At 71.5% G+C, this 26,455-nt stretch carries 23 protein-coding genes and 1 pseudogene; 16 read left to right on the top strand and 8 right to left on the bottom strand.

Annotation, left to right across the window (positions count from 1 at the left end; translation table 11 throughout):
* Positions 1-38: 38 nt before the first annotated feature.
* Genes EDF42_RS11965 through EDF42_RS11950 form a run of 4 tightly spaced genes read right to left on the bottom strand, consistent with a single transcriptional unit; the run spans position 39 to position 4,746 of the window.
* Positions 39-521 (bottom strand): ribose-5-phosphate isomerase, encoded by a 483-nt coding sequence (locus EDF42_RS11965; RefSeq protein ID WP_123672440.1) that lies wholly within the window; start codon positions 519-521, stop codon positions 39-41.
* Positions 518-2,260 (bottom strand): dihydroxyacetone kinase family protein, encoded by a 1,743-nt coding sequence (locus tag EDF42_RS11960; protein ID WP_123672439.1) that lies wholly within the window; start codon positions 2,258-2,260, stop codon positions 518-520. Before EDF42_RS11960 ends, EDF42_RS11965 begins: the two co-directional genes overlap by 4 nt.
* 11 nt (positions 2,261-2,271) lie before the next feature.
* Positions 2,272-3,588, bottom strand: coding sequence for an MFS transporter (locus tag EDF42_RS11955; protein WP_221180442.1), 1,317 nt, complete (start codon positions 3,586-3,588; stop codon positions 2,272-2,274).
* Between the two features lie 27 nt (positions 3,589-3,615).
* Positions 3,616-4,746 (bottom strand): zinc-binding dehydrogenase, encoded by a 1,131-nt coding sequence (locus EDF42_RS11950; RefSeq protein ID WP_123672438.1) that lies wholly within the window; start codon positions 4,744-4,746, stop codon positions 3,616-3,618.
* Positions 4,747-4,851: 105 nt separating this feature from the next.
* Between EDF42_RS11950 and EDF42_RS11945 the strand changes: the two genes are divergently transcribed.
* Together EDF42_RS11945 and EDF42_RS11940 are read left to right on the top strand one after the other, a co-directional pair.
* Positions 4,852-5,724 (top strand): GolD/DthD family dehydrogenase, encoded by an 873-nt coding sequence (locus tag EDF42_RS11945; protein ID WP_123672437.1) that lies wholly within the window; start codon positions 4,852-4,854, stop codon positions 5,722-5,724.
* A gap of 25 nt (positions 5,725-5,749) precedes the next feature.
* Positions 5,750-6,712 carry a sugar-binding transcriptional regulator gene (locus EDF42_RS11940; protein WP_123672436.1) on the top strand — a complete coding sequence of 321 codons (963 nt, stop codon included), beginning with the start codon at positions 5,750-5,752 and terminating at the stop codon, positions 6,710-6,712.
* Positions 6,713-6,876: 164 nt separating this feature from the next.
* Here the strand turns inward: EDF42_RS11940 and EDF42_RS11935 are convergent, their stop codons facing one another.
* Positions 6,877-7,401 (bottom strand): DinB family protein, encoded by a 525-nt coding sequence (locus tag EDF42_RS11935; protein WP_123672435.1) that lies wholly within the window; start codon positions 7,399-7,401, stop codon positions 6,877-6,879.
* A 210-nt stretch (positions 7,402-7,611) separates the two neighbouring features.
* On the opposite strand from EDF42_RS11935, the gene EDF42_RS11930 reads away from it, so the two are divergent.
* Entirely contained in the window at positions 7,612-9,138 is a 1,527-nt protein-coding gene (locus tag EDF42_RS11930) for an MFS transporter (RefSeq protein WP_123672434.1), read from the top strand.
* A gap of 197 nt (positions 9,139-9,335) precedes the next feature.
* Here EDF42_RS11930 and EDF42_RS11925 read toward each other — a convergent pair whose 3' ends face one another.
* Positions 9,336-10,364 (bottom strand): GTP-binding protein, encoded by a 1,029-nt coding sequence (locus tag EDF42_RS11925; protein ID WP_123672433.1) that lies wholly within the window; start codon positions 10,362-10,364, stop codon positions 9,336-9,338.
* Positions 10,365-10,421: 57 nt separating this feature from the next.
* Between EDF42_RS11925 and ykgO the strand changes: the two genes are divergently transcribed.
* Both ykgO and EDF42_RS11915 read left to right on the top strand, forming a co-directional pair.
* On the top strand, positions 10,422-10,544 hold the full coding sequence (gene ykgO, locus EDF42_RS11920) for a type B 50S ribosomal protein L36 (RefSeq protein WP_022905672.1): 123 nt from the start codon (positions 10,422-10,424) through the stop codon (positions 10,542-10,544).
* A 28-nt stretch (positions 10,545-10,572) separates the two neighbouring features.
* Positions 10,573-11,229, top strand: a complete 657-nt coding sequence (locus tag EDF42_RS11915) for a histidine phosphatase family protein (protein ID WP_123672432.1) — start codon at positions 10,573-10,575, stop codon at positions 11,227-11,229.
* 160 nt (positions 11,230-11,389) lie between these two features.
* Here EDF42_RS11915 and EDF42_RS11910 read toward each other — a convergent pair whose 3' ends face one another.
* Positions 11,390-13,150, bottom strand: a complete 1,761-nt coding sequence (locus tag EDF42_RS11910; protein WP_123672431.1) for a glycerol-3-phosphate dehydrogenase/oxidase — start codon at positions 13,148-13,150, stop codon at positions 11,390-11,392.
* A 191-nt stretch (positions 13,151-13,341) separates the two neighbouring features.
* Between EDF42_RS11910 and EDF42_RS11905 the strand changes: the two genes are divergently transcribed.
* The 4 genes from EDF42_RS11905 to ald all read left to right on the top strand — a co-directional run bounded on the left by EDF42_RS11905 (position 13,342) and on the right by ald (position 17,985).
* Positions 13,342-14,304: a sugar-binding transcriptional regulator gene (locus tag EDF42_RS11905; RefSeq protein ID WP_165901120.1), complete on the top strand. Its 963-nt coding sequence runs from the start codon at positions 13,342-13,344 to the stop codon at positions 14,302-14,304.
* A 49-nt stretch (positions 14,305-14,353) separates the two neighbouring features.
* Positions 14,354-15,313 (top strand): AraC family transcriptional regulator, encoded by a 960-nt coding sequence (locus EDF42_RS11900; protein WP_123672430.1) that lies wholly within the window; start codon positions 14,354-14,356, stop codon positions 15,311-15,313.
* 54 nt (positions 15,314-15,367) lie between these two features.
* Positions 15,368-16,756: an FAD-binding oxidoreductase gene (locus EDF42_RS11895; RefSeq protein WP_123672429.1), complete on the top strand. Its 1,389-nt coding sequence runs from the start codon at positions 15,368-15,370 to the stop codon at positions 16,754-16,756.
* A gap of 128 nt (positions 16,757-16,884) precedes the next feature.
* Complete coding sequence (gene ald, locus EDF42_RS11890; RefSeq protein WP_123672428.1) at positions 16,885-17,985, top strand: alanine dehydrogenase; 1,101 nt, start codon at positions 16,885-16,887, stop codon at positions 17,983-17,985.
* Between the two features lie 274 nt (positions 17,986-18,259).
* Here the strand turns inward: ald and EDF42_RS11885 are convergent, their stop codons facing one another.
* Positions 18,260-19,060, bottom strand: a complete 801-nt coding sequence (locus EDF42_RS11885; protein ID WP_123672506.1) for a tryptophan-rich sensory protein — start codon at positions 19,058-19,060, stop codon at positions 18,260-18,262.
* 164 nt (positions 19,061-19,224) lie between these two features.
* On the opposite strand from EDF42_RS11885, the gene EDF42_RS11880 reads away from it, so the two are divergent.
* From EDF42_RS11880 to EDF42_RS11850, 7 genes and pseudogenes are all read left to right on the top strand, one after another.
* Positions 19,225-20,208, top strand: coding sequence for a magnesium and cobalt transport protein CorA (locus tag EDF42_RS11880; protein WP_240347381.1), 984 nt, complete (start codon positions 19,225-19,227; stop codon positions 20,206-20,208).
* Positions 20,209-20,222: 14 nt separating this feature from the next.
* On the top strand, positions 20,223-22,337 hold the full coding sequence (locus EDF42_RS11875; protein ID WP_123672427.1) for an alpha-galactosidase: 2,115 nt from the start codon (positions 20,223-20,225) through the stop codon (positions 22,335-22,337).
* Positions 22,338-22,397: 60 nt separating this feature from the next.
* Positions 22,398-23,681 carry a chloride channel protein gene (locus EDF42_RS11870; RefSeq protein WP_123672426.1) on the top strand — a complete coding sequence of 428 codons (1,284 nt, stop codon included), beginning with the start codon at positions 22,398-22,400 and terminating at the stop codon, positions 23,679-23,681.
* Positions 23,682-23,735: 54 nt separating this feature from the next.
* Positions 23,736-23,990, top strand: coding sequence for an antitoxin (locus EDF42_RS11865; protein ID WP_374102075.1), 255 nt, complete (start codon positions 23,736-23,738; stop codon positions 23,988-23,990).
* 134 nt (positions 23,991-24,124) lie between these two features.
* Entirely contained in the window at positions 24,125-25,417 is a 1,293-nt protein-coding gene (locus tag EDF42_RS11860; protein ID WP_123672425.1) for an aminotransferase class V-fold PLP-dependent enzyme, read from the top strand.
* A complete protein-coding gene (gene sufU, locus EDF42_RS11855) occupies positions 25,414-25,863 on the top strand; it encodes a Fe-S cluster assembly sulfur transfer protein SufU (RefSeq protein WP_123338759.1) in 450 nt (149 codons plus the stop codon). Before EDF42_RS11860 ends, sufU begins: the two co-directional genes overlap by 4 nt.
* A 111-nt stretch (positions 25,864-25,974) precedes the next feature.
* Positions 25,975-26,454, top strand: a pseudogene (locus EDF42_RS11850) (GNAT family N-acetyltransferase); the annotation flags it as partial.
* Position 26,455: the final 1 nt, after the last annotated feature.

Below are 26,455 nucleotides of genomic sequence, written 5' to 3'. Positions count from 1 at the left end.
TGTGTCCGGAACCTGGTTCCGCGGGAGTGCGCTCGCGCCTACGCCGGGGCGTCGACGCCGGCCGGGGCGCTGCCGTCGTACTCGCAGATGGCCTGGACCTTCGAGGCGCTCGCGCTGGAGCGGTCGAACTCGTAGCCGAGCCACTCCTTCGCCATCCGGCGCGCGACCTCGACGCCGACGACGCGCTGGCCCATGCAGAGGACCTGGGCGTCGTTCGACAGGACCGAACGCTCGACGCTGAACGAGTCGTGCGCCGTGACGGCCCGGATGCCGGGGACCTTGTTCGCCGCGATCGCGACGCCGAGGCCGGTGCCGCAGATCAGGATCGCGCGGTCTGCTTCACCCGACGCGACGAGTCGTGCCGCGTCGACGGCCACGTGCGGGTAGGCGGTGTGGCCGTCCGCGTCGACACCGACGTCGACGACCGACGCCACCCGCGGGTCGGCCTGCAGGTCCTGCTTGATGATCTCCTTGTAGTCGAACCCGGCATCGTCCGAGCCGATCACGAGACGGTACGTCATGCGTGTGTTCCTTCCAGTTCGTTCGCACGGGCAGCGAGGACCTCGCCGACCCGCGTGAGGATCATCCCCATCGAGGTGGCACCCGCGTCGGGTGTCCCCAGGCTCTTCTCCGCCAGCGGTCGGGCGCGCCCGACCTTCGGCGTGAGGTCGGCTGTCTTGTCGGCCTCGTCACGAGCGACTTCCGCTGCAGCCTGCCACGCGTCGGTGAGCGAGGAGCCAGCCGACACCGAGGTCCGCAGTGCATCCACGAACGGCAGCAGTGCGTCGAGCAGCGTCTTGTCCCCGCGGGACGCTCCGCCCAGGTGGACGATCGAGTCGGCGAAGGCCTGCGCGGCCTCGACGACGTCGGACGCCTCGTACGCGGAACGGTCGTCGCGCAGCGACCGTCCGAAGGCCTCGAGTGCCGCACCCCACAGGACTCCCGAGGTGCCGCCCGCGAACTCGGCCCACGCGTCACCGGCGCTTCCGAGGACGAAGGCGACCCCTGCCTCCTGGCCGACCCGGTCGACCGCCTTCCGGGCCGCGCCGATCCCCTTGACCATGCCGCGTCCGTGGTCGCCGTCGCCAGCGACGGCGTCGATGCGGCCGAGCTCCTGCTCGTGCTCCCGCAGGAGCGCGTCGATCGCCTCGATCGCGTCGCGTGCCGTCTGCGCGGCCTGCCGGGAGGCATCACTCGCGTCCGGTACGGCCGTCGCCTCGTCCTCGGCGTCGTCCACGGCGTCGGCCGGCAGCAACGCCGCGATCGGCGCGGCAGCCTTGCGGTAGGCCGGCGTGTAGGTGTCGGCGCGCCACAGGGGGTCGAGCTCGTCGTCGAGCCACTGCAGGGTCAGCGAGCAGCCGCCCATGTCGAGGCTCGTGACGAGTTCGCCGACCTCGGGTTCGACGATCTCGAGGCCGGCGTCCTGCAGCAGCGGGAGCACGCGTCCCCAGAGCAGGAACAGTTCCTCGTACTTCGTGTCGCCGAGGCCGTTCAGGATCGGGGCGACCCGGGTGCCCGCGCTCGCCGGTCGGTCGGCGAGCAGCCGTTCGACGAGCAGCGCCGCGAGGTCGGTGGCGCGGAGCAGTGGGACGTCCTCGATGCCGGGTTCACCGTGGATGCCGAGCCCGAGTCCGAGGTGCCCCTCGGGCACGGTGAAGAGCGGCTCGGTGGCGCCGGGCATGGTGCACCCGGAGAACGCGACACCGATCGTGCGGGTGGCGGCGTTCGATGCGTTGCCGAGGCGCTCGACCTCGTCGAGGTCCGCGCCTGCGGCGGCCGCGGCACCCATTGCCTTGAAGACCGAGAAGTCCCCGGCGATGCCACGGCGCTTCGACTCCTCGTCGGCGCTCGCGATGTCGTCCGTGACCACGACGATCCGGGTGTCGATGCCCTCGGCACGCAGCCGCTCGGCGGCGAGCCCGAAGTTCATCGTGTCACCGGCGTAGTTGCCGAACGACAGCACGACGCCCTTCCCCTGGTCGGCCGCCTTGGCGACCGAGTACACCTGCGCGGTGGACGGCGAGGTGAAGACGTTGCCGACGACGGCGCCGGTGGCGAACCCCGGGCCGACGATCCCGCAGAACGCGGGGTAGTGGCCGGAACCGCCGCCGACGACCACGGCGACCTGGGGGTCGGCGCCGTCGGTGGGCAGGGCGACGACGCCGCCGTGGACGCCGCGGACGCGGTCGGCGTAGAGCGCGAGCCAGCCGGCGAGCTGGTCCTCGGCGAACTCGTCGGGGGCGTCGTGGATCGTGGTCATGCTGGAGTCCTTCAGTGGGAGGTGCGGGTGCCCTGCGGCACCTTGAGGAAGTGGATCATCACGAACGCGCAGGCGTACAGGCCGACGAAGGTCCAGGTCGCGGCCTGACCGCCACCGCCGAGCGCGAAGACCGCGGCGACCACACCGGTGCCGAGGAACGCTGCGCCACCGGCCGCCGTCGTGTACATCGCCATCGCGGCGCCCTTGTGCTCGGGGGCGAGCGCCGGCATGATCGCGCCCATCGGCACGAAGCCGGCGAGCAGGCAACCGAACACGCAGCCGGCGATGACGGAGAGCACGTAGCCCCAGTCCGAGCCGGCGGGGACGAGCTGCGGGACGTACCACCAGGCGATGAGGCCGAGGGCGGACCCGACGATGCCGAACCACTTGACGGTGCGCTGCCAGCCGATCTTGTCGCCGACCCAGCCGAACAGGGCGTTCACCAGGATGTTCGTCGCGTAGACGCACACGGTCATGAGCAGCCAGCGGCTCTGGCCCCACCCGCGCTCGTTCGCGATCACGGCGGGCAGGACGACGAACATGCCGAACTCGGGCGCGGTGTTGATCAGGCGGACCAGGAAGCCCATCAGGATCTTCGGCCGGGTGACGGTCAGGCGGATGCCGCTCGTCAGCACCTGCCAGGCGCTCTCGCCGGCCGGGGCAATGCGGGAGAACCCGTTCGGCAGCCGGACGCCGAACAGCATGATGAGGAACCCGACGACGACCAGGCCGATCGAGGCGACCATCGCGCCGGTCTCACCGATCGTGCCGCCGCCGAACACCGGGATGGCGCCGATCGCGAAGAGGGAACCGAGCGTCGGCAGACCACCCGTGAAGGCGACGTAGAACCAGCCGACCGCCGAACCGTTCCGCTCGACCGGAGTGGTGATGTTCACCCAGACCAGGAACGCGAAGGCGAAGAGCGGGTAGCCGAAGCCCCGGACGGCGTAGGCGACGGCCGCGAACGGCACACTGCCGATGTTCAGCGCGAGCAGGAACAGCACCTCGAAGACGACCCAGACGGCGAACCCGAGGATCATCACCCGACGCGGCCCGATCAGGTCGGAGAGGGCGCCGGAGACGTAGCTGCCGATCAGGGCGGCGAGGCTGTAGAAGGTCACGATCGTCGCGACGGTGGCCTCGGGGCTGCCGAGGACCGCGACCATGTGCGGGGTGATGAAGTTCGACTCGACGCCGTTCCCGGTCATGAAGACCAGGACGGCGACGAACCCTAGGGCGAGCGGGCGGGGGATCCCCATCCGGTCGAGGCGGCCCTCGGCGCGAGGGGTCGTGGGCGCACCGGTGGCGCGCTGTGTCGTCGTTGACATGCTTGCTGACTCCAGGGGTCGGCGGGCTCAGGCCTGCAGGGACGGGAGGATCGAGACCTTGACGCTCGCGCCGGCGGAGTCGCCGACCAGGTCGAGGGCCTCTTGGAACCGCTCGAGCGGGAACTGGTGCGTGCAGATCTCCGACATCGGCAGGGTCTCGGCCTCGAGCAGCTTGATCGCCGCGGGCCAGGTGTGCGGGCCGAGGTGGGCACCCCGGACGTCGAGCTCCTTGTCATCCGAGATGATCGACCAGTCGACGGAGACGGCGTCCTTGAACACCGAGTACTCGACGAAGGTGCCGAGCTTGCGCAGCAGGTTGAGGCCCTGCGGGACCGCGGACGGGTGGCCGGTCGCCTCGATGTAGACGTCGGCGCCGTACCCGTCGGTGAGCTCCTTGACCCGGGCGACCGCGTCGTCCTCGGCGATGTTGATCGTCAGGTCCGCGCCGACCTTGCGTGCCAGCTCGAGCTTCGCCTCGACCACGTCGAGGGCGATGATCCGGAGCGGGTTCTTCTGTCGGGCACCGGCGATCGCGGAGAGGCCGATCGGTCCGGCGCCGGCGATCACGACGGTGTCGCCGAACTTGATGTCGCCCCGCTCGACGGCGTGGAACGCGCAGGACAGCGGCTCGGCGAACGCGGCGACCTGACCGGGCAGGGCGCTCGACACCGGGTGGGTCAGGGCCTTGGCGGGCACGAGCACGTACTCGGCCATCGCGCCGTCGTAGCCCTTGAACCCGAACATGTCGTGGACGTTGCACATCCAGTACGCGCCCTCGAGGCAGTAGCGGCACTCCCAGCACGGCACGATCTGCTCGCACGCGATGCGGTCGCCGAGCGAGACCTTCCGCTTCGCCAGGGTGTCGTCGTCGCCGGACACGATCGTGCCGACGAACTCGTGCCCGGGAATGCGGTCCGTCTCGGCCCAGGCGGCGCGGTTCTCGTCACCCCAGAACTTCGCGGCGCCGTGGTAGCACTTCAGGTCGCTCGCGCAGATGCCGACGGCGTCGGTGCGGAGCAGGAGCTCGCCGGGGCCGGGCGTCGGTACGGGGCGTTCCTCGAGCCGGTAGTCGCCCGGGCCGTGGACGACGACGGCTCGCATCGTCGTGGGGATGGTCGTGGTGGCGGTCGTGGCCGCGTTCTCGGTCGTCGTCGACATGCGCTGCTCCTTCGTTGGATGGCTTCGGCGACGACTGTACACCTCGCAGAACGTTTGTCCAGAACACAATTTCTGCTAGGTTCGACCCGACGCAAAGGAGCGAACATGACGACCAGCAGCACCATCGACTTCGCCGCGGCCCTGCGCCCGGGCCCGGACACCGTCGACCTGACGAACGACTTCACCGGCCGCACCGCGGTGGTGACCGGCGGCGCGTCCGGCATCGGGAACGCCATCGCTCGGGCACTCGCCGGACGGGGTGCGCGGGTCGCGATCGTCGACGTCCGTGGGGACGGCGCCACGGCGGCGGCGGCCGACCTGCCGGCGGCGACCGATGCACCGGGCGCGGCCGACCTGCCGGCTGCGACCGATGTGCCGGGCGCGGCCACGGGCCTCCATGCCGGGTTCGGCTGCGACGTGACGGACGAGACGTCCGTGGCGCGCACCGTCGCCGACGTCGTCGCGCACTTCGGTCGCGTCGACGTGCTCGTCAACTGCGCCGGGATCGCCGCACTCGCTCCGGCGGACGAACTGTCCGCCGAGACCTGGTCGAGGACGATCGACGTCAACCTGACCGGCACCTTCCGCGTCGCCCAGGCCGTCGGTCGGCACATGCTCGCCGCCGGGTACGGGCGCGTGGTGAACATCGCCTCGCAGGCCGCCCACGTCGGCATCGACGGGCACGCCGCGTACTGCGCCTCGAAGGCGGGCGTCATCGGCCTCACCCGGGTCCTCGCGCTCGAGTGGGGCGGTCGCGGCGTCACCGTCAACACCGTGTCGCCGACCGTCGTCCTCACCGACCTCGGCCGTGCCGCGTGGGCGAACGAGAACGGCATCCGGCACCAGGACGAGATCCCCACCGGCCGCTTCGCCACCCCCGACGAGATCGCCGCCGCGGTGCTGTTCCTGGCGGGGGAGTCGAGCGCGATGGTGAACGGCGCCGACCTCCGGGTGGACGGCGGGTTCACGATCCGCTGACGTGTGCCGGGGATACGATCGGCGCATGTCCGCCGAGAACCCCGCCGCCGAGGGTGCCCGGACCCGGTTCCCGCTCGACACCGTGTACCAGGCGGCTCGGATGTACTACCTCGAGGACGCCACCCAGGTCGAGATCGCCTCGCGCCTGGGTGTCTCGCGTCCGACGGTGTCGCGGCTCGTGGCCGAGGCGCGCAAGGCCGGACTCGTCCGCATCGAGGTCGTCGACCCGTTCCAGGACGAGACCGTCGCGCTCGCCGAACGGCTGCAGGTCGTGCTCGGCATCCGAGCAGTGCACCTGGCCGCCGTCACGCACACCGCCACGCTCGGCGCCGACCTCGCCGCGCCCCTCGCCGCAGCGGTCGAGGGCATGGGGCTCGTCCCCGGCGACGCCGTCCTGATGTCGTCGGGCCGCACGGTGTACGACGTCGCACACGCCGGCATGCCGAGCCTGCCCGGCGTGCAGCTCGTCCCGACGGTGGGCGGGCAGGCCGACCCGATGCCGTGGTTCCAGACGAACGAGATCACCCGGACCGCTGCGGAGCACTCCGGAGCGATCCCCGCCTTCCTGTTCGCGCAGGCTCTGCCGTCGCCCGCGATGCGCTCCTCACTCGACGAGGACCCGGCCTTCCAGCACGTCGTCGGGCTCTGGGGCCGGGCGAAGGGCGCGATCCTCGGCATCGGGGCACCGACCCCGACGCGTGACGCGCTGGCACGGGGTGTCCCCGTCGAGGACGCCGCGTTCGACCACGCCGCCGGTGACGTCTGCCTCAACTTCTACGCCGCGGACGGCTCGCCCATCGAGTTCCCCGGCAGCGACCGGATGGTCCGGACCTCACGAGAGGTCCTGTCGGGTGTGCCGCACGCCGTCGGCGTCGCCGTCGGCAGCGCCAAGGTCGGCAGCATCGTCGGCGCGGTGCGCGGGGGACTCGTCAACGAGCTGGTGTCGGACGCCGCGACGGCCCGCGCCGTGCTCGACGCGCTCGCCTGAGCGGTCTGCTCGGCGCCTGGCAGGTGCGCGTTCCTTCCCAGGACGGGCGCGATGGAAGGCGCTTTCGGGCATACCTGGTCGTTTCTTCGTGGCAGGTACGCCCGATTCGGGCAGGTACGCCCGATTCGGGCAGGTACGCCCGATTCGGGCAGGTACGCCCGAACCTAGTGCGTGCGCCGCACGTCCCACAGGTGGTGGACGGGGTCGTGCGCGTAGTAGGTGGCGAGCGTCGCGACGGTGAAGGCACTGCCGTCCGACCGCAGCCCGGTGCGCTCGAGCTGGTCGCCACGGACCTCGTCGAACGCCCGCGCTGCCCGGTGTGCGGCCTCGCCGAGCTCCCGGACGACGACGGCCGGGTCCTGCTCGCCGTACCGGTCCTGGACTGCGGTGGCGTCCTGGTCCCAGTTCGGGAACGTCGGGGCGTCCTCGGCGAGCATCAGGGCGAGCCGCTCGGTCATCTTCCGGTGCACGTCGCGCACGTGGGCGCCGTACTCGAGTGCCGACCAGGTGTGGTCGTCGGGACGCTCGCGCACGTCATCCCGGCCGAGTTCGGTCGGCCACGCGGTCGTGTTCGCGTCGATGATCCCCGGCACGTCGCGGATCGACACCGTGGTGCCGTCGTAGCCGCACTCGGGGCAGGTGCCCTCGATGACCCAGGTCCAGCTCTTCGTCTCGGGTTCGATCGCCATGCGCCGATGTTATGTCCTCGTTACTCAGCCTGGCGGATCCGCAGCCGCATGCGAATCGGGCCCTTCCCCCGTTCGGGTGACACGCCGCTGCCTGGGAATCACCGGCCAATGACATTTCGGTCGCTCGGTAACGTCGCTCGCTGTTCCTGAGCCGGTCTCCACCGGCCCGAGCCGGTCCCTGCCGGCTCGTCACGATCCTCGAGGAGAGACATGGGCTCCGATCCCAGCCATACCCCGACCCGGCCGCACCGACGTCTGCGCGAGAGCGACGTCACCGTGGTCGACAAGAGCATGATGCGCCGCGCGGTGAGCGGCATGGTCGTCGGCAACACGATGGAGTGGTACGACGTCGGCGTCTACGGCTACCTGGCCGTCACGATGGGGAAGGTCTTCCTGCCGACCGCCGAGCCCGCCGTGCAGATCCTGTTCAGCCTCGGTGTCTTCGCTGCGACGTACATCGCCCGTCCGCTCGGCGGCATCGTCTTCGGCCGTCTCGGCGACCGCATCGGGCGCCAGAAGGTGCTCGCGACGACGCTGATCATGATGGCGGCGTCGACGTTCCTCATCGGTGCGCTGCCCGCCTACGCGACGATCGGGGTGTTCGCACCGATCGTGCTCGTCGTGCTGAAGCTGGCGCAGGGGTTCTCCACCGGCGGTGAGTACGCCGGTGCGACGACCTTCGTGACCGAGTACGCCCCGGACCGTCGCCGCGGGTTCTTCGCGAGCATCCTGGACTTCGGCAGCTACCTGGGCTTCGCGCTCGGTGCGACCGTGGTCTCGGTGCTGCAGATCACCCTCGGCGAGGACGCGATGGTCGCCTACGGCTGGCGCTTCCCGTTCCTGGCGGCCGGTGTGATCGGCGTCGTCGCGATCTGGTTCCGTCTGCGCATCGAGGAGTCGCCGGTGTTCCAAGCGACCCAGGCCGCGCAGGAGGCCGCGTCCGAGACCCGCGCGTCCTTCGACGGGGAGCGTCCCGCGAACGTGCTCGTGATGGTCCGAGACCACTGGCGGCCGATCGTCATCGCGATCATGCTCGTCGCGGCGTCGAACACCGTCGGGTACGCCCTGACCTCGTACATGCCGACCTACCTGACCGACTCGCTCGGGTACTCCCCGCTCGACGGCACACTGCTGACGATCCCGGTGCTCCTGCTGCTGGCGGTCATGCTCCCGCTCACCGGCAAGCTGTCCGACAAGCTCGGTCGACGCGTCGTGATGTGGATCGGTGCCGCGACGACCGTGGTGCTCGTGGTGCCGGCGTTCATGCTGATCGGGCACGGTGCGCAGTGGTCCACGCTGGCCGGGCTCGGGCTGCTCGCACTGATGACCGCGCTGTGGGTGTCGAACCAGGCTGCATCGCTGCCGGCGCTGTTCCCGACCTCGACGCGGTACGGCGGCATGGGGTTCGCCTACAACATCGCCATCGCCGTCTTCGGTGGGACCACGCCCCTGATCGTGCAGGCGCTGCTGACCGTGACCGGGGACGAGCTCGCTCCGGCGTACTTCCTGATGGCGATGAGCGTCGTCGGTGCCATCGGTGTCTTCTGCATGAAGGAGTCCTCGCGGCGTCCGCTGCCGGGTTCGATGCCGGCGGTGGAGACCGAGGCCGAGGCGAAGGAGCTCGTGCTCACACAGGACACGAACCCGAACCTGGACCTGGGGGACCTGCCGTTCGCCGCCCAGGACGCTGCCGCCCGGGCCGCGGGCGACGCCGCCGAGGCCGTGCCGGCCCGCTGACGCTGGGGGCGCTCGCGGGTCGCTCGACTCGGAACGACGAGGTCGATGTCGTACGACATCGGCCTCGTCGTTCGTTGCACGGGCGGGCCGTTGCACGGGAGTGGGAACGACATCGTGGTCGTCGCACGACGTCGAGGATGTCGTTCGGAGTCGGAGTCGGAGTCGGAGTCGGAGTCGGAGCAGGCGCCGCTCCCGCCTCACTCGTGCCGGTGCTCCGACGCCGGGTCCACCGCCGGCCACACGGGGAACGGGTCCGCCCACCCGCGCCACAGTTCCGGCCCGGCCAGTAGCTCCGGCGGCGTGAGCAGTGCGCCGTCGAGGGCCCGTTCGATCGCCCGCACGTCGAGCCGCTCGCCGACGAACCACAGCGCCTGCCCGATCGGCGCGTCGGCGTCCCATGACGGGTTCGCGGTGGGGTCGAGCGCGAGCATCGCCCCGAAGCTCGACCACGAGCCGACGTGGTCCGGGCGTGATGCCAGCCGGAAGAACCCCTTCGAGCGGAGCACCCGGCCCGAGGCCCCGGCGGCCAGGTCCCGCTCGATCACGGTGGCCAGTCGCCCGGGGTGGAACGGCAGGGGCTCCCGGTAGCGCATCGCGACCAGGTCGTCGCGGGCGTCCCGGCCGGTGTCGGCGCCGCTCGACAGGGCGCGCATCCACCCGGCGCCCGAGGCCAGGACCCGAGCGGCCCCGCCGTTCGAGGCGGGCAGGTCGCGCGCGGTCCGGAGGGCGGGCAGCGCCACGATCACGGCCTGCGGCGCGAGCCGGTGCAGCAGTGCGACCAGTGCGCGACGGCGGCGCAGGGACAGTGGCGCGAGACGGTCGAGCGCGATGACGGTCGCGTACTCGACGAGTGATGCGACCCGGTCTGCGGCCACGAAGGCGTCGTCGACGTCCGACCACAGCAGGTGGGCGACGTCGTCGGCGCGCAGCACCCCGACCACGTGTCGGAGCACCCGGTCGTCGCCGGTCTCGCTCCGGGCGGCGTTCGCGAGCATCATGCCCACGGCGCGGGCGTCGGAGCCGGGTCGCAGGGTGACGACGAGGCCGTGGTCGGCGTCGGGGCCGCACACGCCGTCGAGGTGGTCGGCCCGCTCGGCGACCGCGCGGGCCGCGGCGAACGCACTCCCGTCGACGTGCATCCGGTGCCCGGTGGTGATCCGGGCGGCGACGCGGTCGGCGTCGGCCTCGTGGAGGGCGGTGACGAGGGTGATGGCAGCAGCACGCATGTCGGGTACCCTACCTGAAAACCGTTCTCAACAAGAGAGCGCCGACGGAGGAGAACCATGAAGGTCCGCAACTCGCTCAAGGCACTCAAGAAGATCCCCGGCTCGCAGGTCGTCCGTCGCCGCGGCCGGGTCTACGTCATCAACAAGCAGAACCCCCGCTGGAACACCCGCCAGGGCTGACGTCGGCGGTGGTCCGTAGGGTGGATCCATGCGACTGCTGCTCATCCGCCACGGCCAGACCCTCGCGAACGTGAACGGTGTCCTCGACGCCGTGGTGCCCGGACCCGGACTGACGGAGCTCGGCCAGCAGCAGGCGGACGCCCTGCCGGCAGCCCTGGCCGACCGGGGGATCGAGCGGCTCTTCGCCTCCACCATGGTCCGGACGCAGATCACCGCGGCACCCCTGGCGGCGTCGCTCGGGCTCGAGCCCGTCGTGCTGCCCGGTCTGCGTGAGATCGAGGCCGGGGACACCCAGGGCAAGAGCGACAAGGTGTCCGTGCAGCTGTACATCTCGACGGTGCACGGCTGGTCCGGCGGAGACCGCACGACCCGGATGCCGGGGGCGGAGAGCGGGCTCGAGTTCTTCGAGCGGTACGACGACGCCGTGCGGCAGATCGAGGCCACCGGCGTCGGCGTGGCGGCGGCGGTGAGTCACGGTGCGGCGATCCGTACCTGGGCGAGCGCGGCCGCCGACAACACCCCTGACCACTTCGGCACCAAGCGCCACCTGGAGAACACCGGCATCGTCGAGCTCGAGGGGTCCTTCGCCGACGGCTGGCACCTGGTCGACTGGGAGGGTGAGCCGATCGGTGGTGACCAGCTCATCGACCGCGCTGCGCTGGACCCGACCGGCGAGCGGTTCTGACGCGCGATCGCGACCGGGCGAACGGAACGAGACCAGACGAACGACGGGAGGTGGGCCCCACCCGCCGGTACCGGCGCACCGCGCCAGCGGGGTGACGGCCGAGACGGGAGGGACGGTACCAGCTGGTACCGGGCCTCCCGTCCGAATGCGGTCGCGTCGACTACGCGAGCTGCGACGCCGACGCCTGTGCCGTTGCGGACGTCAGCGGCACGATCACGCGGTGCGCCTCGCGGAGCACGTCGAGCGTGCGCTGGACTTCGTCCGCGCGCTCCTCGGGCGTCCAGTCGAGCGCCCCGGCGAGCACGTCGGCCAGCTCGTCGAGCAGGTCGATCGTGACACCGCCGACGAAAGCCAGGTTCGTGCGGCGCAGCACCACGTCGATCAGGTGGACGGCCTGCTCGTGCTCGGCGAAGTACGCGACCTCGGCGCGGGTGAGCGACGGGTCGGACTCGAGCGCCTCGACGGGGCCGTCGGTCAGGACGTCCACGACCTCGGCGGCACGGGTGCCGTAGCGCTCCAGCAGGCCCTCGACCAGGGACTCGTCCAGACCGTCACGGTGCGACGTGATCCACAGGGCGCGCTGCGCGTCGGTGGTGGGGAACTCCTTGCCGCCGCCGATCGCCATGCCGGTGGTGTCGACCTTGCGGGTCATCCCGAGCTTCGTGGTGGCCTCGGTCGACAGGTGTGCGGCGAGGGCGCGGAACGTCGTCCACTTGCCGCCGACGAGCGACAGCACGGTCGACTCCGGCAGTCCGGCGATCTGGGTGTCCACGATCCGGTAGTCACGCGACACGAAGCCGGGGGCGGTGTCCTCGTGGCGGGGGAGCGGGCGGATGCCGGAGTAGCTGTAGACGATGTGGTCGCGGGTGACGTCGATCTGCGGGAACACGTGCTTCACGAGCCCGAAGAAGTAGTCGATCTCCTCGTCGGTGGTCGTGACCGGCTTCGAGGGGTCGGCGTCGATGTCGGTCGTGCCGATGAGGACCCGGCCCTTGAGCGGGTAGATGAGGACGATGCGTCCGTCGTCGTTCTCGAAGAACAGCTCGCGGCCCTTGGTGGCCTCGAGCAGCTCGTCGTTCTGGACGACGATGTGCGAGCCCTTCGTGCCGCCCATGAACTTCGTCTCGCCGCCGAACGCCTCGTTCGTCAGGTCGGTCCAGGGGCCGGACGCGTTGATGACGACCTCGGCGGTGAACACGAACTCCTCGCCGGTCTCGCGGTCGCGCAGCAGCACGCCGCCGTCGCGGGTGCCGGCTGCCTCGACGTAGTTCGTCGCGCGGGCGGTCGCGGCGGAGCCGGTCCCGGTGCCCGCGGCGATGCCGTCCTTGAGGACGTCGAGGGCCAGGCGCTCGGGCTCGTGCACGCTCGCGTCGTAGTAGGTGCCCGTGTACTTCAGGTCCTTGTTGAGGGCGGGCATGTCCTCGAGCGCGGCCTTCTTGGTGCGGAAGACGTGCTTCGGGACGGAGCCGCCGTCGCGCGAGAAGGAGTCGTAGATCGTCATGCCGATCTTGATGAGCATCGCGCCGCGCTCCTTGGTGGAGCGCTGCTTGTGCGTCAGCATGCGCAGCGGGGCGTTCATGATGCCGGAGAACGTCGAGAAGATCGGCATCGTGGTCTGCAGCGGCTTGACGTAGTGCGGGGCGATGCGGATGAGGCCGTTGCGCTCCTGGACGCTCTCGCGCACCAGGCGGAACTCGCCGTTCTCGAGGTAGCGGATGCCGCCGTGGATCATGTGGCTCGACGCAGCGGACGCACCGGAGGCGTAGTCGCCGCGCTCGACCAGGGCGACGTCGACGCCCTGCAGCGCGAGGTCGCGGAACGTGGCGATGCCGTTGATGCCGCCGCCGACGACGAGGACCTGCGCGTTCGGGCGCTCGGTGAGGGCGGTCACCGTGTTCCGGGGCTGTGTCTTCTTCGACATGGTTCGTCGCTTCCTTCGTCGGTTCTCGTGGTCAGGATCGATCGTCCGCCGGTTTGGGAGGTCGGGCAACTTGCGTGCACGAACGTGCAGCACACGTGTCGCGCGCTCCGATCCGGGGGCCGGGAGGCGCGACAGGGGTTGCAGAGGCCGTGCACGTCCGTGCATGGTTGCGTTCGACAGATCGGAGCACCATGAGCGATGCGGCTCAGCCCATGCGCACGCAGCAGGCGCTGCGCGCCGCCCACCTGTACTACCTGCAGGACCTGACGATGGACGCCATCGCGGACGAACTCGCGACCTCGCGCTCCTCGGTGTCGCGTCTGCTGAAGTACGCCAGGGACACCGGCCTCGTCGACATCCAGATCCGCTCACCCTTGGACCAGGCCGCCGCGCTGAGCCGCAGCATCCGTTCGCGGTTCGGCGTGCACGCGCACGTCGTCCCGGTGCCGGACCACACGAGCGACGTCGACCGCCTGGAACGGGTCGCCCTGTCCGCCGCCCGGATCCTGACGCAGTACGTCGAGTCGAACATGGTGATCGGGATCTCGTGGGGCTCGACGGTGAGCGCGGTCAGCCGGTACCTCGTGCCGAAGACCACGCACGGGTCGACCATCGTGCAGATCAACGGCGCCGCGAACACCCGGACCACGGGCATCGTCTACGCCTCGGAGATCCTGCGGCGGTTCGGCGAGGCCTACGGCGCGTTCGTGCAGCAGTTCCCGGTGCCCGCGTTCTTCGACGACCCCGCCACGAAGGAGGCGCTGTTCCGCGAGCGCTCGATCCGCCGCGTGCTCGACCTGCACGAGCGGATGGACCTGGTCGTGTTCGGTGTGGGCGCCCCGCAGGCCCCGGTGCCGTCGCACGTGTACTCCGGCGGCTACCTCGACCCCGCCGACCGCGACGAGCTCACGAAGGCCCAGGTCGTCGGGGACGTCTCGACCGTGTTCTACCGGGCCGACGGGTCGTGGCGGGACATCGGCGTGAACGCACGCGCCGGCGGGCCGGACCTCGACACCATCAAGCGCGCTCCGCGTCGGGTCTGCGTCGTCGCGGGCCGGTCGAAGGCCGCGTCGTTGCGGGGTGCGCTGGCGTCCGGGCTCGTCACGGACCTGATCCTGGACGAGAGCGTCGGGCAGGCGATCCTGCAGCCCTGAGTCAGGATGTGACCCGGTTCTGTCGGGGGCGCCGGGTAGGTTCTCGGCCATGGTGATCTCGATGGACCGACCGGGCGGCCGGTACTCCCGTCGCGTGGTCGGCACTGACGTCGACCAGGCGCTCGCCTTCTTCGGGCGCGACTACGACTTCCGGGCACCCGCGGTCCGGCGCACCCGCCCCACCGCGCACTGGGACTTCGCTGGCGTCGGCGACGACCGGATGTCGCTGCGGTCGTCGCGGTTCATGGTCGACCTGCGCAGCGAGAGCCAGGTCGACGACGAGTTCCTGGTTGCCTGGATGCGGAGTGGCTCCAGCCGGATCACCTGCGGCGGCGAGACCTGGGCGCTCGAAGCCGGCGTGCCCGTCGTGCTGCCGTTCGCCGAGCCGTACTCCCTGCACCACCGCGACATCGCGCTGAACCTCGTGCACCTGGACCGCGACTTCGTCCGGGCGCTGGTCGGTGAGGACGACTTCGCCTTCGAGCCGATGCAGCGCCCGACGGCTGCGGGGTCGGCTGCGTGGCAGGACGTGGTCCGGACGCACTCGTCGACGTGGCTCGACGTCGACCACGACCTCGACCCGATCGCGCAGCGCGACATCGCCGAGGCCTTCGCGACCGCTGCGATCCGCGCGTTCCCGCAGCGCGATCGCTGGCGCTCGACCGTGGCCGGCGGCGGTCCGGAGCACGGACGCGTCCGCCGGGCGCTCGACTTCGTGCACGAGCACGCCCGCGAACCCATCGGCACACCGGAGATCGCCGCGGCGGCGGGGCTGAGCCCGCGCGGGCTGCAGCAGTCCCTGCGACGGCACCTCGACCAGACGCCCGGCGACCTGCTGCGCGAGGTGCGGCTCGACGGTGCGCGGGCGGACCTGCTCGGGGGTGCGCGCGACGAGACCTCGGTCGCCGAGATCGCGCGGTCGTGGGGTTTCGGACACCTCGGGCGGTTCTCGGCGACGTACCGTACCCGCTTCGGCGAGCTGCCGAGCGAGTCGCTCCGCACGCGCTGACCGCCGTGGGGGCACCGAGCCGGGGAGTCCACTCGGCGGCGGTAGCGTGACGACATGGACACCGTCGTCACCGAGCTCCGCTCCGCCCTGCAGGACCCCGACGGCACCGTCGTCCGGACCGAACCGGGCGTGCTCGACGCCGCGCGGACCGACAAGTCCGGCTGGATCGCACCCGGCGGTCCGGTCGCCGTCGTCGAGGCCCGCACCGTCGAGCACGTGCAGGCGACACTCCGGACCTGCTCGGCCCTGGGCGTCCCCGTCGTCCCGCGCGGCGCCGGCACCGGTCTGGCGGGTGGCGCGAACGGCACCGAGGGCACGGTGGTGCTCAGCGTCGCGCGGATGGACCGCATCGTCGAGGTGTCCGTCGAGGACGAACTCGCCGTCGTCGAACCCGGGGTGCTCAACGGTGCGCTGAACGCCGCCGTCGCCGAGCACGGGCTGCGCTTCGCACCGGACCCGGCGAGTGCGGCGATCGCGAGCGTCGGCGGCAACATCGCCACGAACGCCGGTGGCCTGCGGTGCGTGAAGTACGGCGTCACGCGCGAGGCCGTGCTCGGACTCGACGTCGTGCTGGCGGACGGCCGGCTCGTGTCGACCGGCCACCGCACCGTCAAGGGGGTGACCGGTCTCGACCTGACGGCGTTGCTCGTCGGGTCCGAGGGCACGCTCGGCGTCATCGTCGGCGCGACGGTGCGCCTCGTGCCCATCCCGGCGGGGGAGCCTGCGACGCTCGGGGCCGTCTACCCGTCCGTGCAGCAGGCCGCCGCCGCGGCCGCCGCCGTGGTGGCGGGAGCGGATCGGCCGTCGACGGTCGAGCTGCTGGACGCCCTGGCCCTCGAGGGGATCGCGGCGTACCTCGGACCCGAGGTGATCGTCGAGACGGTGGGGAGCACTGCGGCGGGCGGGGTGTTCCTGCTCGTGGAGTTCGACGGCCCGGGCGCGACCGAGGCCGCGCGGGGAGCCGTGCCGCGCCTCCAGGCCGAGGGCGGGACCGTGCACCTGGCCGGGTCGGCGGCGGAACGCGAGCGCCTGCTGACGATCCGCCGGTCCTTCCACGCTGCGATGGAGTCGCGCGGTCGGGTGCTCATCGAGGACGTCGCGGTGCCGCGCAGCCGGCTCGCCGAGATGTTCGCTCGCGTGGAGGAGATCGGCCGCGAACACGGGGTCCCGATCCCGACCGTGGCGCACGCCGGTGACGGCAACCTGCACCCGAACTTCGTCTTCGACGGCGACGTGGTGCCTGCTCACGTCTGGGACGCCGCCGATGCGATGTTCCGTGCCGCGATCGAGTTGGGCGGGACCCTGACGGGCGAGCACGGCGTGGGGGTGTTGAAGCGTCGGTGGATCGGTGACGAGCTCGGTGACGACGTCCTCGAGCTGCAGCGGGGGATCCGACGGGTGTTCGACCCGGCAGGCATCCTGAACCCGGGCAAGGTCTTCTGAGTGGCCATCCGCCGAATCTCATCGCACCGATGCGCCGTGCGTCATCAGGATCTTCGGCTGTAACGTCACCGCAACGAATCCGGCGCTGAATGGTGTGGACGAGAGCACCACCCACGAAGGAGTCTGCGATGCGCATCGGCGTCCCCACCGAGATCAAGAACAACGAGTACCGCGTGGCGGCCACCCCGGCGGGTGTCGCCGAGCTGGCGCTGCACGGCCACCAGGTCCTGGTGCAGGCCGGCGCCGGCATCGGGTCGGCGTTCCCCGACGACGAGTACCGCACCGCGGGCGCCGAGATCGTCGACACCGCCGCCGAGGTCTGGGCGCGCGCCGAGCTGATCCTGAAGGTCAAGGAGCCGGTGGCGTCCGAGTACCCGCTCATCCGTCCGGGCCAGGTGCTCTTCACGTACCTGCACCTGGCGGCCGACCGCCCGCTGACCGATGCACTCATCGACTCCGGGGCCACCGCGATCGCCTACGAGACCGTGCAGCTGCCGGACCGCTCGCTGCCGCTGTTGTCGCCGATGTCCGAGGTCGCCGGGCGGCTGTCGGCCCAGGTCGGTGCGTACAACCTGATGCGCACGAACGGCGGACGCGGGCTGCTGCTCGGTGGGGTGCCCGGCACGCCGAAGGGCCGCGTCGTCGTGATCGGCGGTGGCGTCGCGGGCGAGCACGCCGCGACGATGGCGCTCGGCATGGGGGCCGACGTGACGGTCTTCGACATCAGCCTGCCGCGGCTGCGCGCGCTCGACGCCCGGTTCGACGGGCGGATCACGACGCTCCGGTCGTCGGCGCACGCCATCGCTGCAGAACTCAGGGAGGCCGACCTGGTGATCGGTTCCGTGCTCATCCCCGGGGCGTCCGCGCCGAAGCTCGTCACCGACGCCATGGTCGCGGACATGCGTCCGGGATCGGTGCTCGTCGACATCGCGATCGACCAGGGCGGCTGCTTCGAGGGCTCGCACCCGACCACCCACGACGACCCGACGTTCGCGGTGCACGACACCGTGTACTACTGCGTGGCGAACATGCCCGGCGCCGTCCCGCGCACGAGCACGATCTCGCTGACGAACGCGACGCTGCCGTACGCCGTCGCGATCGCCGACCGGGGGTGGGAGGCCGCGCTGGCCGCCGACCCGTCGCTCGCCCTCGGCCTGAACGTGCACGCCGGCCAGGTCACGAACGAGGCCGTGGCGACTGCGCACGGCTTGGTGGCGTCCGCGCGGTAGGCCCCGGCTGCGCTGCGCTGCGCCGGGCCCCGGCCCCGGCCAGCGGCCCGCGGCCCGCGGCCCCGGCCCGCGAAAGCGACAGTCTGCCGCGGAACATCCGCGGCAGACTGTCGCTTTCGCGGCACGGACCGGCTCGGCGCCGCGAGAAGTGTCGGTTTGCCGGGACGGACCGGGACGGACCCGGACGGACCGCGACGCACCGTGGCGCCCCGCCCCGGCCCCGAGACTCGGGCTGGGCGACAGTTCTCGCAGCCGAGCGCCCGAGAAGTGTCGCTCAGCCCGAGACTCGGGCCAGGCCACGCGCGCCGGACCAACCCGCCCGCGCCCGCACGGCGACCGTCACCACCACGACCCCGGCGGCGGCGACCACCGCGGCCACGGCGGTCGGCATCGACACCAGCGGACCGTCGAGCCGGGCGACCGCCACCCACGCCAACCCCCAGGCCAGGGAGAGCATCGGCGCCAGGCGACCCCGACCCCACACCGCCAGCAGCAGCCCGACGAGCCCGGCCACCGCCGCGACGAGCACACCCCAGACGTCCTGCCCGAGGTCGAAGCCCCGGAAGCCCGCTGCCGTCAGCACCGCGGCCGTGTTCGCCGCCGTCGCGACGCACACCCACCCGAGGTAGAGGCCGAACGTGCCGTCGGTGACGATCGCCTCGACGACGCCGGAGGGCTTCGTCCGCCGCAGGATCGTGAACGTCCAGACCAACACCGCGAGCAGGGCCACGATGATCGGCTCGCTCGCCCACAGGAACCCGAACTGCACCGACAGGATCCACGCCGCGTTGAGCAGCAGCGACAGGATCGCCGGCACCGCCAGCTTCGCGTGCCGGTCATCGTCCGACGTGCGGAAGAGCTGGCGGATGGCGTAGGCGATGAGGCCGACGTAGACGACGCTCCAGATCGAGAACGCCGGACCGTCCGGCGCGATGGCGGTCGACGACGCGGACAGTGCTCCGCCGGCAGCGTCCTGGATCGGTGTCCCGCCGGCCGCGCCGGACCCGACGAACGCCCCGACCACCGCGACGACGGCACTCACGGCGACCGCGATGCGCTTCCAGATCCTCTTCATGACCGTTCCCTTCGTCAGCATGCTGATTACCTGCACCGTAGGCGGGCGGTCCTGTCGGGTGCGCAGCGTGCGTTCAGCCTGTGGGGGACGGCGGACGGGAGGCCCGTGGCGGGCCCGCCACGGGCCTCCCGTCCGAAAGCCGGTCACCTGCGTACGGTGGTCGCGTGAGCGTCGAGATGAACACCGTGTACGTCGACCGGATCGCCCCGATGGCGAGTCCGTCGCTGGACGACACCTTCCGGATGCTCGACGAGCAGGGCGCGAGCGCCTGCATCGTGCTGTACCAACCGGACGCGCAGGAGCTCGGCGACGTCGCGGTCGCGCTCGGCCTGCACGAGCTCGCGGTCGAGGACTCCGCCGAGGGACACCAGCGACCGAAGCTCGAGCGGTACGGCTCGACGCTCTTCGTGGTCCTCAAGCCCGCGCTCTACAACGACGGGCAGGAAGAGGTGGCGTTCGGCGAGGTGCACGCCTTCGTCGGTGAGGACTTCTTCCTCGTCGTGGTGAAGGCCGATCCGCGCGGCAAGCCGACCGTCCCGCGAGCGCTGCAGCGGATGAGCGGCAAGCCCGGCCTGGTGACGGTCGGACCGCAGGCGCAGCTCTGGGCGCTCATGGACACGATCGTCGACGGCTACGTGCCGGTGATCGACGGGCTGGAAGAGGACATCAACCAGATCGAGGACCAGCTGTTCGCGGGCGAGGCCGGGGTCTCGCGGCGCATCTACGAACTCTTCGGCGAGGTCGTCGACTTCCAGCGTGCGGCCCGTCCGCTCATCCACATCATCGAGAACCTGCACCGCGGCGCCGAGAAGTACCACCTGCCGATCGAGATGCAGCGCCGGTTCCGCGACGTCCTCGACCACGCCATCCGCACGGTGGAGCGGCTGGACACGTTCCGGCAGCTGCTGCAGAACGCGCTGACCGTCGACTCCACCCTGGCGGCACAGAAGCAGAACGACGACACGAAGCGGATCTCCGGCTGGGCGGCGATCCTGTTCGCCCCGACGCTCATCGCCGCCATCTACGGCATGAACTTCACGCACATGCCCGAGCTGACGTGGACCTGGGGCTACCCGCTGTCGATCGTGGGGATGATCCTGTTCGCCGCGATCCTGTGGGTCGTGTTCAAGGTCAAGCGCTGGTTCTGAGGAAGACTGGGGCCGTGACCTCGTCCGACCTCGTCCACCTGACCGCCGGTGGCGTCTCCCTCGTCCTCGACTGCCGTGACGACGCGCTGCCCGCGGTGGTGCACTGGGGAGCAGCCCTCGGACCACTCGACGACGACGCGCTCGTCGCACTCGCCGACGCGGACGTCGCTCCCGTGGCCCAGAACGAGATGGACGACCCCGTCCGTGTCGCCGTGCTGCCCGAGCCGAACCGCGGGTGGAGCGGACGACCCGGCCTGGCCGGACACCGCGACGGCCACGACTGGTCGCCGGCGTTCACCGTGCGGTCGCTCGACGTGACCGACACGACCGTCACGGCCGAGGCTGCCGACGACACCGCGGGGCTCGCGGTCCGGCTGACGATCGAGGTGCTCGTCTCCGGACTCGTCCGTGCCCGGGCTGCCGTCACGAACACCGCCGACGGCGTCTACACGGTGGACGACCTGACGGTGGCGATGCCGATCCCGTCCGGCGCGCGCGAGGTCCTGGACTTCGCCGGTCGGTGGGGCAAGGAACGCACCCCGCAGCGCCGCGAGCTCGTCGTCGGCACCCACCAGCGCGAGAGCCGGAAGGGCCGGACCGGTGCCGACGCCGCGACCGTCCTGACGGTGGGGGAGCCCGGCTTCGGCTTCGCCCGCGGTCAGGTGTGGGGCGTGCACACCGGCTGGAGCGGGAACCACCGGCACCACGCCGAACGCCTGTCGACCGGGCGCCAGGTGATCGGCGGCGGCGAACTGCTGCTGCCGGGCGAGGTCCGGCTCGGCACGGGCGAGACGTACGAGGGGCCGTGGGTGTGGTTCGCCCACGGTGACGGGCTCGACGACCAGGCCCGACGGTTCCACCAGTGGCTCCGCAGCCGGCCGCAGCACCCGACGACCCCGCGACCGATGACGATCAACGTCTGGGAGGCCGTGTACTTCGACCACGACCTCGCCCGGCTGACCGACCTGGCGGAGCGCGCCGCGGCCCTCGGGGTCGAGCGGTACGTGCTCGACGACGGGTGGTTCCGCGGCCGCCGGAACGACCACCTCGGGCTCGGCGACTGGTACGTCGACGAGGACGTCTGGCCCGACGGGCTCGGGCCGATCGTGGACCGTGTCCGGGCGCTCGGCATGGAGTTCGGCCTGTGGTTCGAACCCGAGATGGTGAACGAGGACAGCGACCTCGCCCGCGCCCACCCGGAGTGGATCATGCAGGCGGACGGCCGACTGCCGATGCGGTCCCGCGACCAGCAGGTGCTCGACCTGGCGATCCCCGCGGCGTACGAGTACGTGCTCGAGCGGATGACGGCGATCATCGGCGAGTACGGCATCGAGTACGTCAAGTGGGACCACAACCGCGACCTGGTGGAGGCCGGGTTCCCTGGTGCCGGCGCGGCGGTGCACGAGCAGACCCTGGCGACGTACCGGCTGATGGCGACCCTGAAGGCACGCTTCCCGACGCTCGAGATCGAGTCGTGCGCGTCGGGTGGCGCCCGGGTCGACCTCGGCGTGATCGAGCACACCGACCGCGTCTGGGTGTCCGACGACATCGACCCCCTCGAGCGGCAGCAGATGCACCGGTGGACGCAGCAGCTCCTGCCCCCGGAACTCCTCGGCGCGCACATCGCGAGCGGCAGGAACCACTCGACGGGCCGCGTCCACGACCTGGCCTTCCGGGCCGGCACCGCACTCGTCGGGCACCTGGGCATCGAGTGGGACCTCACCGAGGCCACGGCGGAGGAGTCGGCGTCGCTGGCGGAGTGGATCGCGCTGTACAAGGAGCTGCGCGGGCTGCTGCACGGCGGCGACCTGGTGCGCATGGACGAGGTCGACGACTCCCGGCTCGTGTACGGCACGGTCACGCCGGACCGGCAGCACGCCGTCTTCTTCCTGGCGAGCATCGGGCGGTCCGAGGTGTCCGGCACCGGTCGGGTCACGTTCCGCGACCTCGACCCGGACGTCTCGTACCGCGTCGACCCGATCGTGGTCGGCGACGGGCACGGGATCGTCCGGCCGGACTGGTGGAGTGGCGCACGGGTGTTCAGCGGTCGGGTGCTCGGCACGGTCGGTCTGCACCCGCCGCTCATGCCCGCCGACTGCGTGGTCCCGTTCCGGCTGACGGCCGTCTGACGGCAGGTGGGACGACCGGGAGGCCCGGTGCCGGTGATCGGAGCCGCTAGGGTTTTCGACATGCCGCGCTCCGGACACGCGACCCCCGTCTGGGCGCTCAAGCTCGCCGTCGTCACCGCCCTGGTGGGCGTCTCCGGCGGCATCGCCGGCATCGCCGTGTGGCTCGCGCTGCAGCTCATCCAGTTCGTGGCCTTCGGGTACGGCTTCGGTGGGCACCTCGAGGCGGCGGACGCCCCGTCGGCGCTGAACCGGTTCCTCGCCCTCGTGGCCGCCGGTGTCCTGACGGGCTTCGCCTGGTGGGCGCTCCGGCGCTGGGGGCGTCCGATCGTGTCGGTCACCGCGGCGGTCGGCGGCAAGCGGATGCCCGCACTCGCGACCCTGGCGAACGCCGGGGTGCAGATCCTGGCGGTCGGTCTCGGCGCCTCGATCGGCAAGGAGGTCGCCCCGCGCGAGGTCGGCGCCTGGCTCTCCCAGCTCGTCACCCGTCGTGCCGGTCTCACCCCGCGCGAGACGAAGATCCTGGTCGCCTGCGGAGCGGCGGCGGGTCTCGCCGCGGTGTACGACGTCCCGCTCGGCGGTGCGCTGTTCGCCGTCGAGGTCCTGCTCGGCGAGATCAGCTTCGCCACGGCCCTGCCCGCGTTCGCCACGAGTGCCGTCGCCGCGTTCGTCGCCCGGCTCGTGATCCCGGACGAGGTGCTCTACCACGTGCCGGCGATGCACATGTCGCCGTCGCTGCTCGTCTGGGCGATCATCGTCGGGCCCGTCCTCGGCCTGGCCGGCGTCGGGTTCGTGAAGCTCACCAACCGGCTGCAGGGCATCGCGCCCAAGGGCTGGCACCTGCTCGTCGTGCTGCCGGTGGTGTTCGCGATGGTCGGGCTCATCGCGGTGCCGTTCCCCGAGATCCTCGGCAACGGGCGGGCGCTGGGCATCGTCGCGATGAACGCCTCGCTCGACGACGACACCATCGCCGGCCTGGCGCCGATCGTGCTGCTCCTGCTGCTCGGCGTCGTCCGCACGATCACCACGTCGGCCACGATCGGTGCCGGCGCGGTCGGCGGCACCCTGACGCCCTCGATCGCGATCGGTTCGGCGATCGGCGGCGGCCTCGGGGGCGCGTGGCTCCTGCTCTGGCCTGCTGACGGCCCGGGCCTGGCGGCCTTCGCGTTCGTCGGCGCCGCGGCGTTCCTGGCGACCACGATGCGGGCCCCGTTCACGGCCCTCGTCCTGGTGGTCGAGTTCACGCAGGAGGGAACCGACATCCTCATCCCGTCGCTGCTCGCGGTGTCCGGGGCGGTCGCGGTCGGGTACGTCCTGGCACGTCGACGCAGCGCACAGATGGTGTGAACACTTCGTCACCTTCCGCGACAGACGACGGTTCTGCGGCCTACGATCTGCGGCATGACGGAGCGACGGGCTCCGCACCGAGCTGAGGAGCAGGCCATGGCGGGGTTCGACGACATCACGAAGAAAGCCCAGGACTTCCTGAAGGACAACAAGGTCCAGGACGCCCTGAAGAGCGAGAAGGCCGAGGACATCAGCGACAAGGTCCTCGGGGGCGTCGCCGACGCGGTCAAGAAGGCCACCGGCGGCAAGTACGACGACAAGATCGACGGTGCCCGCGACGCTGCGGACAAGAAGATCGGCAACGAGTAGCCCCACCGTGCGACGGCCCAGGACCCGGCGTGGTCCTGGGCCGTTCCCGTGCCGACTGGACGCCGTCGGGAACAACGGCCACCATTGACGGGTTGCTCCGGACAGCAACACCAGGAGGACGAGACGTGACAGTCGTGGCGCCGAACCAGCCGCTCACCGAGGCCGAGGTCGAGACGATCAAGTCGGACTTCCCGATCCTCGCGCAGGACGTGAACGGGCAACCGTTGGCGTACCTGGACTCCGGGGCGACGGCGGAACGCCCGACCCAGGTCCTCGACGCCGAGCGCCGGTTCCTCGAGCACGACAACGCCGCCGTGCACCGCGGCGCGCACACGCTCGCGGCCCTGAGTACCGATGCCTACGAGGACGCCCGTGCCACCGTCGCCGACTTCATCGGCGCTGCCGGTCCGAGCGAGGTCGTCTGGACCGCGAACGCCACCGACGCCCTCAACCTCGTCGCCTACGGCATCGCGAACGCCAGCCGTGGCCGCGGCGGGGTCGACGCCGCTCGCTTCCGCATCGGACCGGGCGACGAGATCCTGGTCACCGAGGCCGAGCACCACGCGAACCTCGTGCCCTGGCAGGAACTCGCCGCGCTGACCGGTGCGACGCTCCGCTGGGTCCCGGTCGCCGACGACGGCACCTGGACCGCCGAGGACGTCGCTGCCCTGATCACCGACCACACCAAGGTCGTCGCGTTCGCGCACGTCTCCAACGTCACCGGCATGGTCGCCCCCGTCGAGCAGATCGTCGGTCTCGCCCACGCCCGTGGCGCGCTGGTCGTCCTCGACGCCTGCCAGTCCGCGCCGCACCGGCCGCTCGACGTGCAGCAGCTCGGCGTCGACTTCGCCGCGTTCTCCGGGCACAAGATGCTCGGCCCGAACGGCATCGGCGTCCTCTGGGGCCGCAGCGAGCTGTTGAACGCGCTGCCCCCGTTCCGCACCGGTGGGTCCATGATCACCACCGTGACCATGCAGGCGTCGGAGTTCATGCCGGCACCCGAGCGGTTCGAGGCCGGCACACAGCCCGTGTCGCAGGCCGTCGCCCTGGCCGAGGCCGTCCGCTACCTGCAGGGCATCGGCATGGAGCGTGTCCGCGCGCACGAGGAGCACCTCGCCCGGCGCATGCTCGACGGCCTGGCCGCCGTCCCCGGCATCCGCGTCGTCGGTCCGCCGGTCGGCGTCCCGCGATCGGGCCTGGTGTCGTTCGACGTCGACGGCGTGCACGCCCACGACGTCTCGCAGTACCTCGACGCGCAGGGCATCGCCGTCCGCTCGGGGCACCACTGCGCCCAACCCCTGCACCGCCGACTCGGCCTGGTCGCCACCAGCCGCGCGAGCACCTACGTCTACACGACCGAGCACGACGTCGACCGGTTCATCGCGGCCGTCGGCGAGGTCCGCGGCTACTTCGGAGCGACCGCGTGAACGCCCTCGACAGCCTGTACCAGCAGGTCATCCTCGACCACGCGAAGGCCCGGCACGGCGACGGCGACCTGCCCGACGCGGACGCATCCCACTTCGAGCGCAACCCCACGTGCGGCGACGAGATCACCGTCCGCATCCGCCTCGAACCGGGCACCGACCGGATCGCCGGTCTCGCCTGGCAGGGCGACGGCTGCTCGATCTCGATGGCCTCGGCATCGGTCCTCACCGACATGGCCGTCGGTCGCACGGTCCCGGAGCTCCTCGCACTGACCGACGAGTTCCGCACGATGATGCGCTCCCGCGGCGTCGGTGAGCCCGACGAGGACGTCCTCGAGGACCTCATCGCCTTCCACGGCGTCTCGAAGTTCGTCATGCGGGTCAAGTGCGGCATGCTCGCCTGGGTCGCGGCGGAAGCCGCTGCGCGTGAGGCGACGGCGTCCCGCTGAGCCGGGTGCGGCTCGCGATCGCGACCACGTGACGGCCAGGAGGCCCGGTGCGGGCCCGCCCCGCGCCTCCCGTCCGTCGCCGGGAGCGTCTCGAGCGTCCGGAGCGACGAACGGAGGACAGCAGTGATCGTCGAGGTGCGCCGCCCCGGAGGGGCGGAGTCCGACCTGATGGTGCGGACGTACCTGACCGAGGTGGCCTCGCGCTGGTACGGGCGCGACGCGACGCCTGCCGAGGTCGATCTCGCACTGGCCGACGAGCCGTACGACGACCTGGAGGGCGACAGCGGCGTGTTCCTGGTGGCGTCCGACGGTGGACGGCTGATCGCGTGTGCCGGCGCCCGGTTCCTCGGCGACGTGGCGGAGCTCACGAAGGTGTTCACGCTGCCGAGCCACCGTGGGCGGGGCGTGGGGTCGGCGTTGCTGCGCCGGCTCGAGGCGGAGTGTCGTGCGCGGGGGATCGCGTCCCTGCGACTGGACACCCGGGCTGCGCTCGCCGAGGCCTGCGCGCTCTACGAACGACTCGGGTTCGTTCGGGTGCCGCCGTTCAACGAGGATCGGTACTCCGACCGTTGGTACGCGAAGGTGCTGTAGG

It is taken from the genome of Curtobacterium sp. PhB172, assembly GCF_003752545.1.
In the GTDB taxonomy this organism is placed as follows: domain Bacteria; phylum Actinomycetota; class Actinomycetes; order Actinomycetales; family Microbacteriaceae; genus Curtobacterium.
Note: the sequence above shows the minus strand (reverse complement) of the source record. Positions and strands in the feature narration are given on the sequence as shown.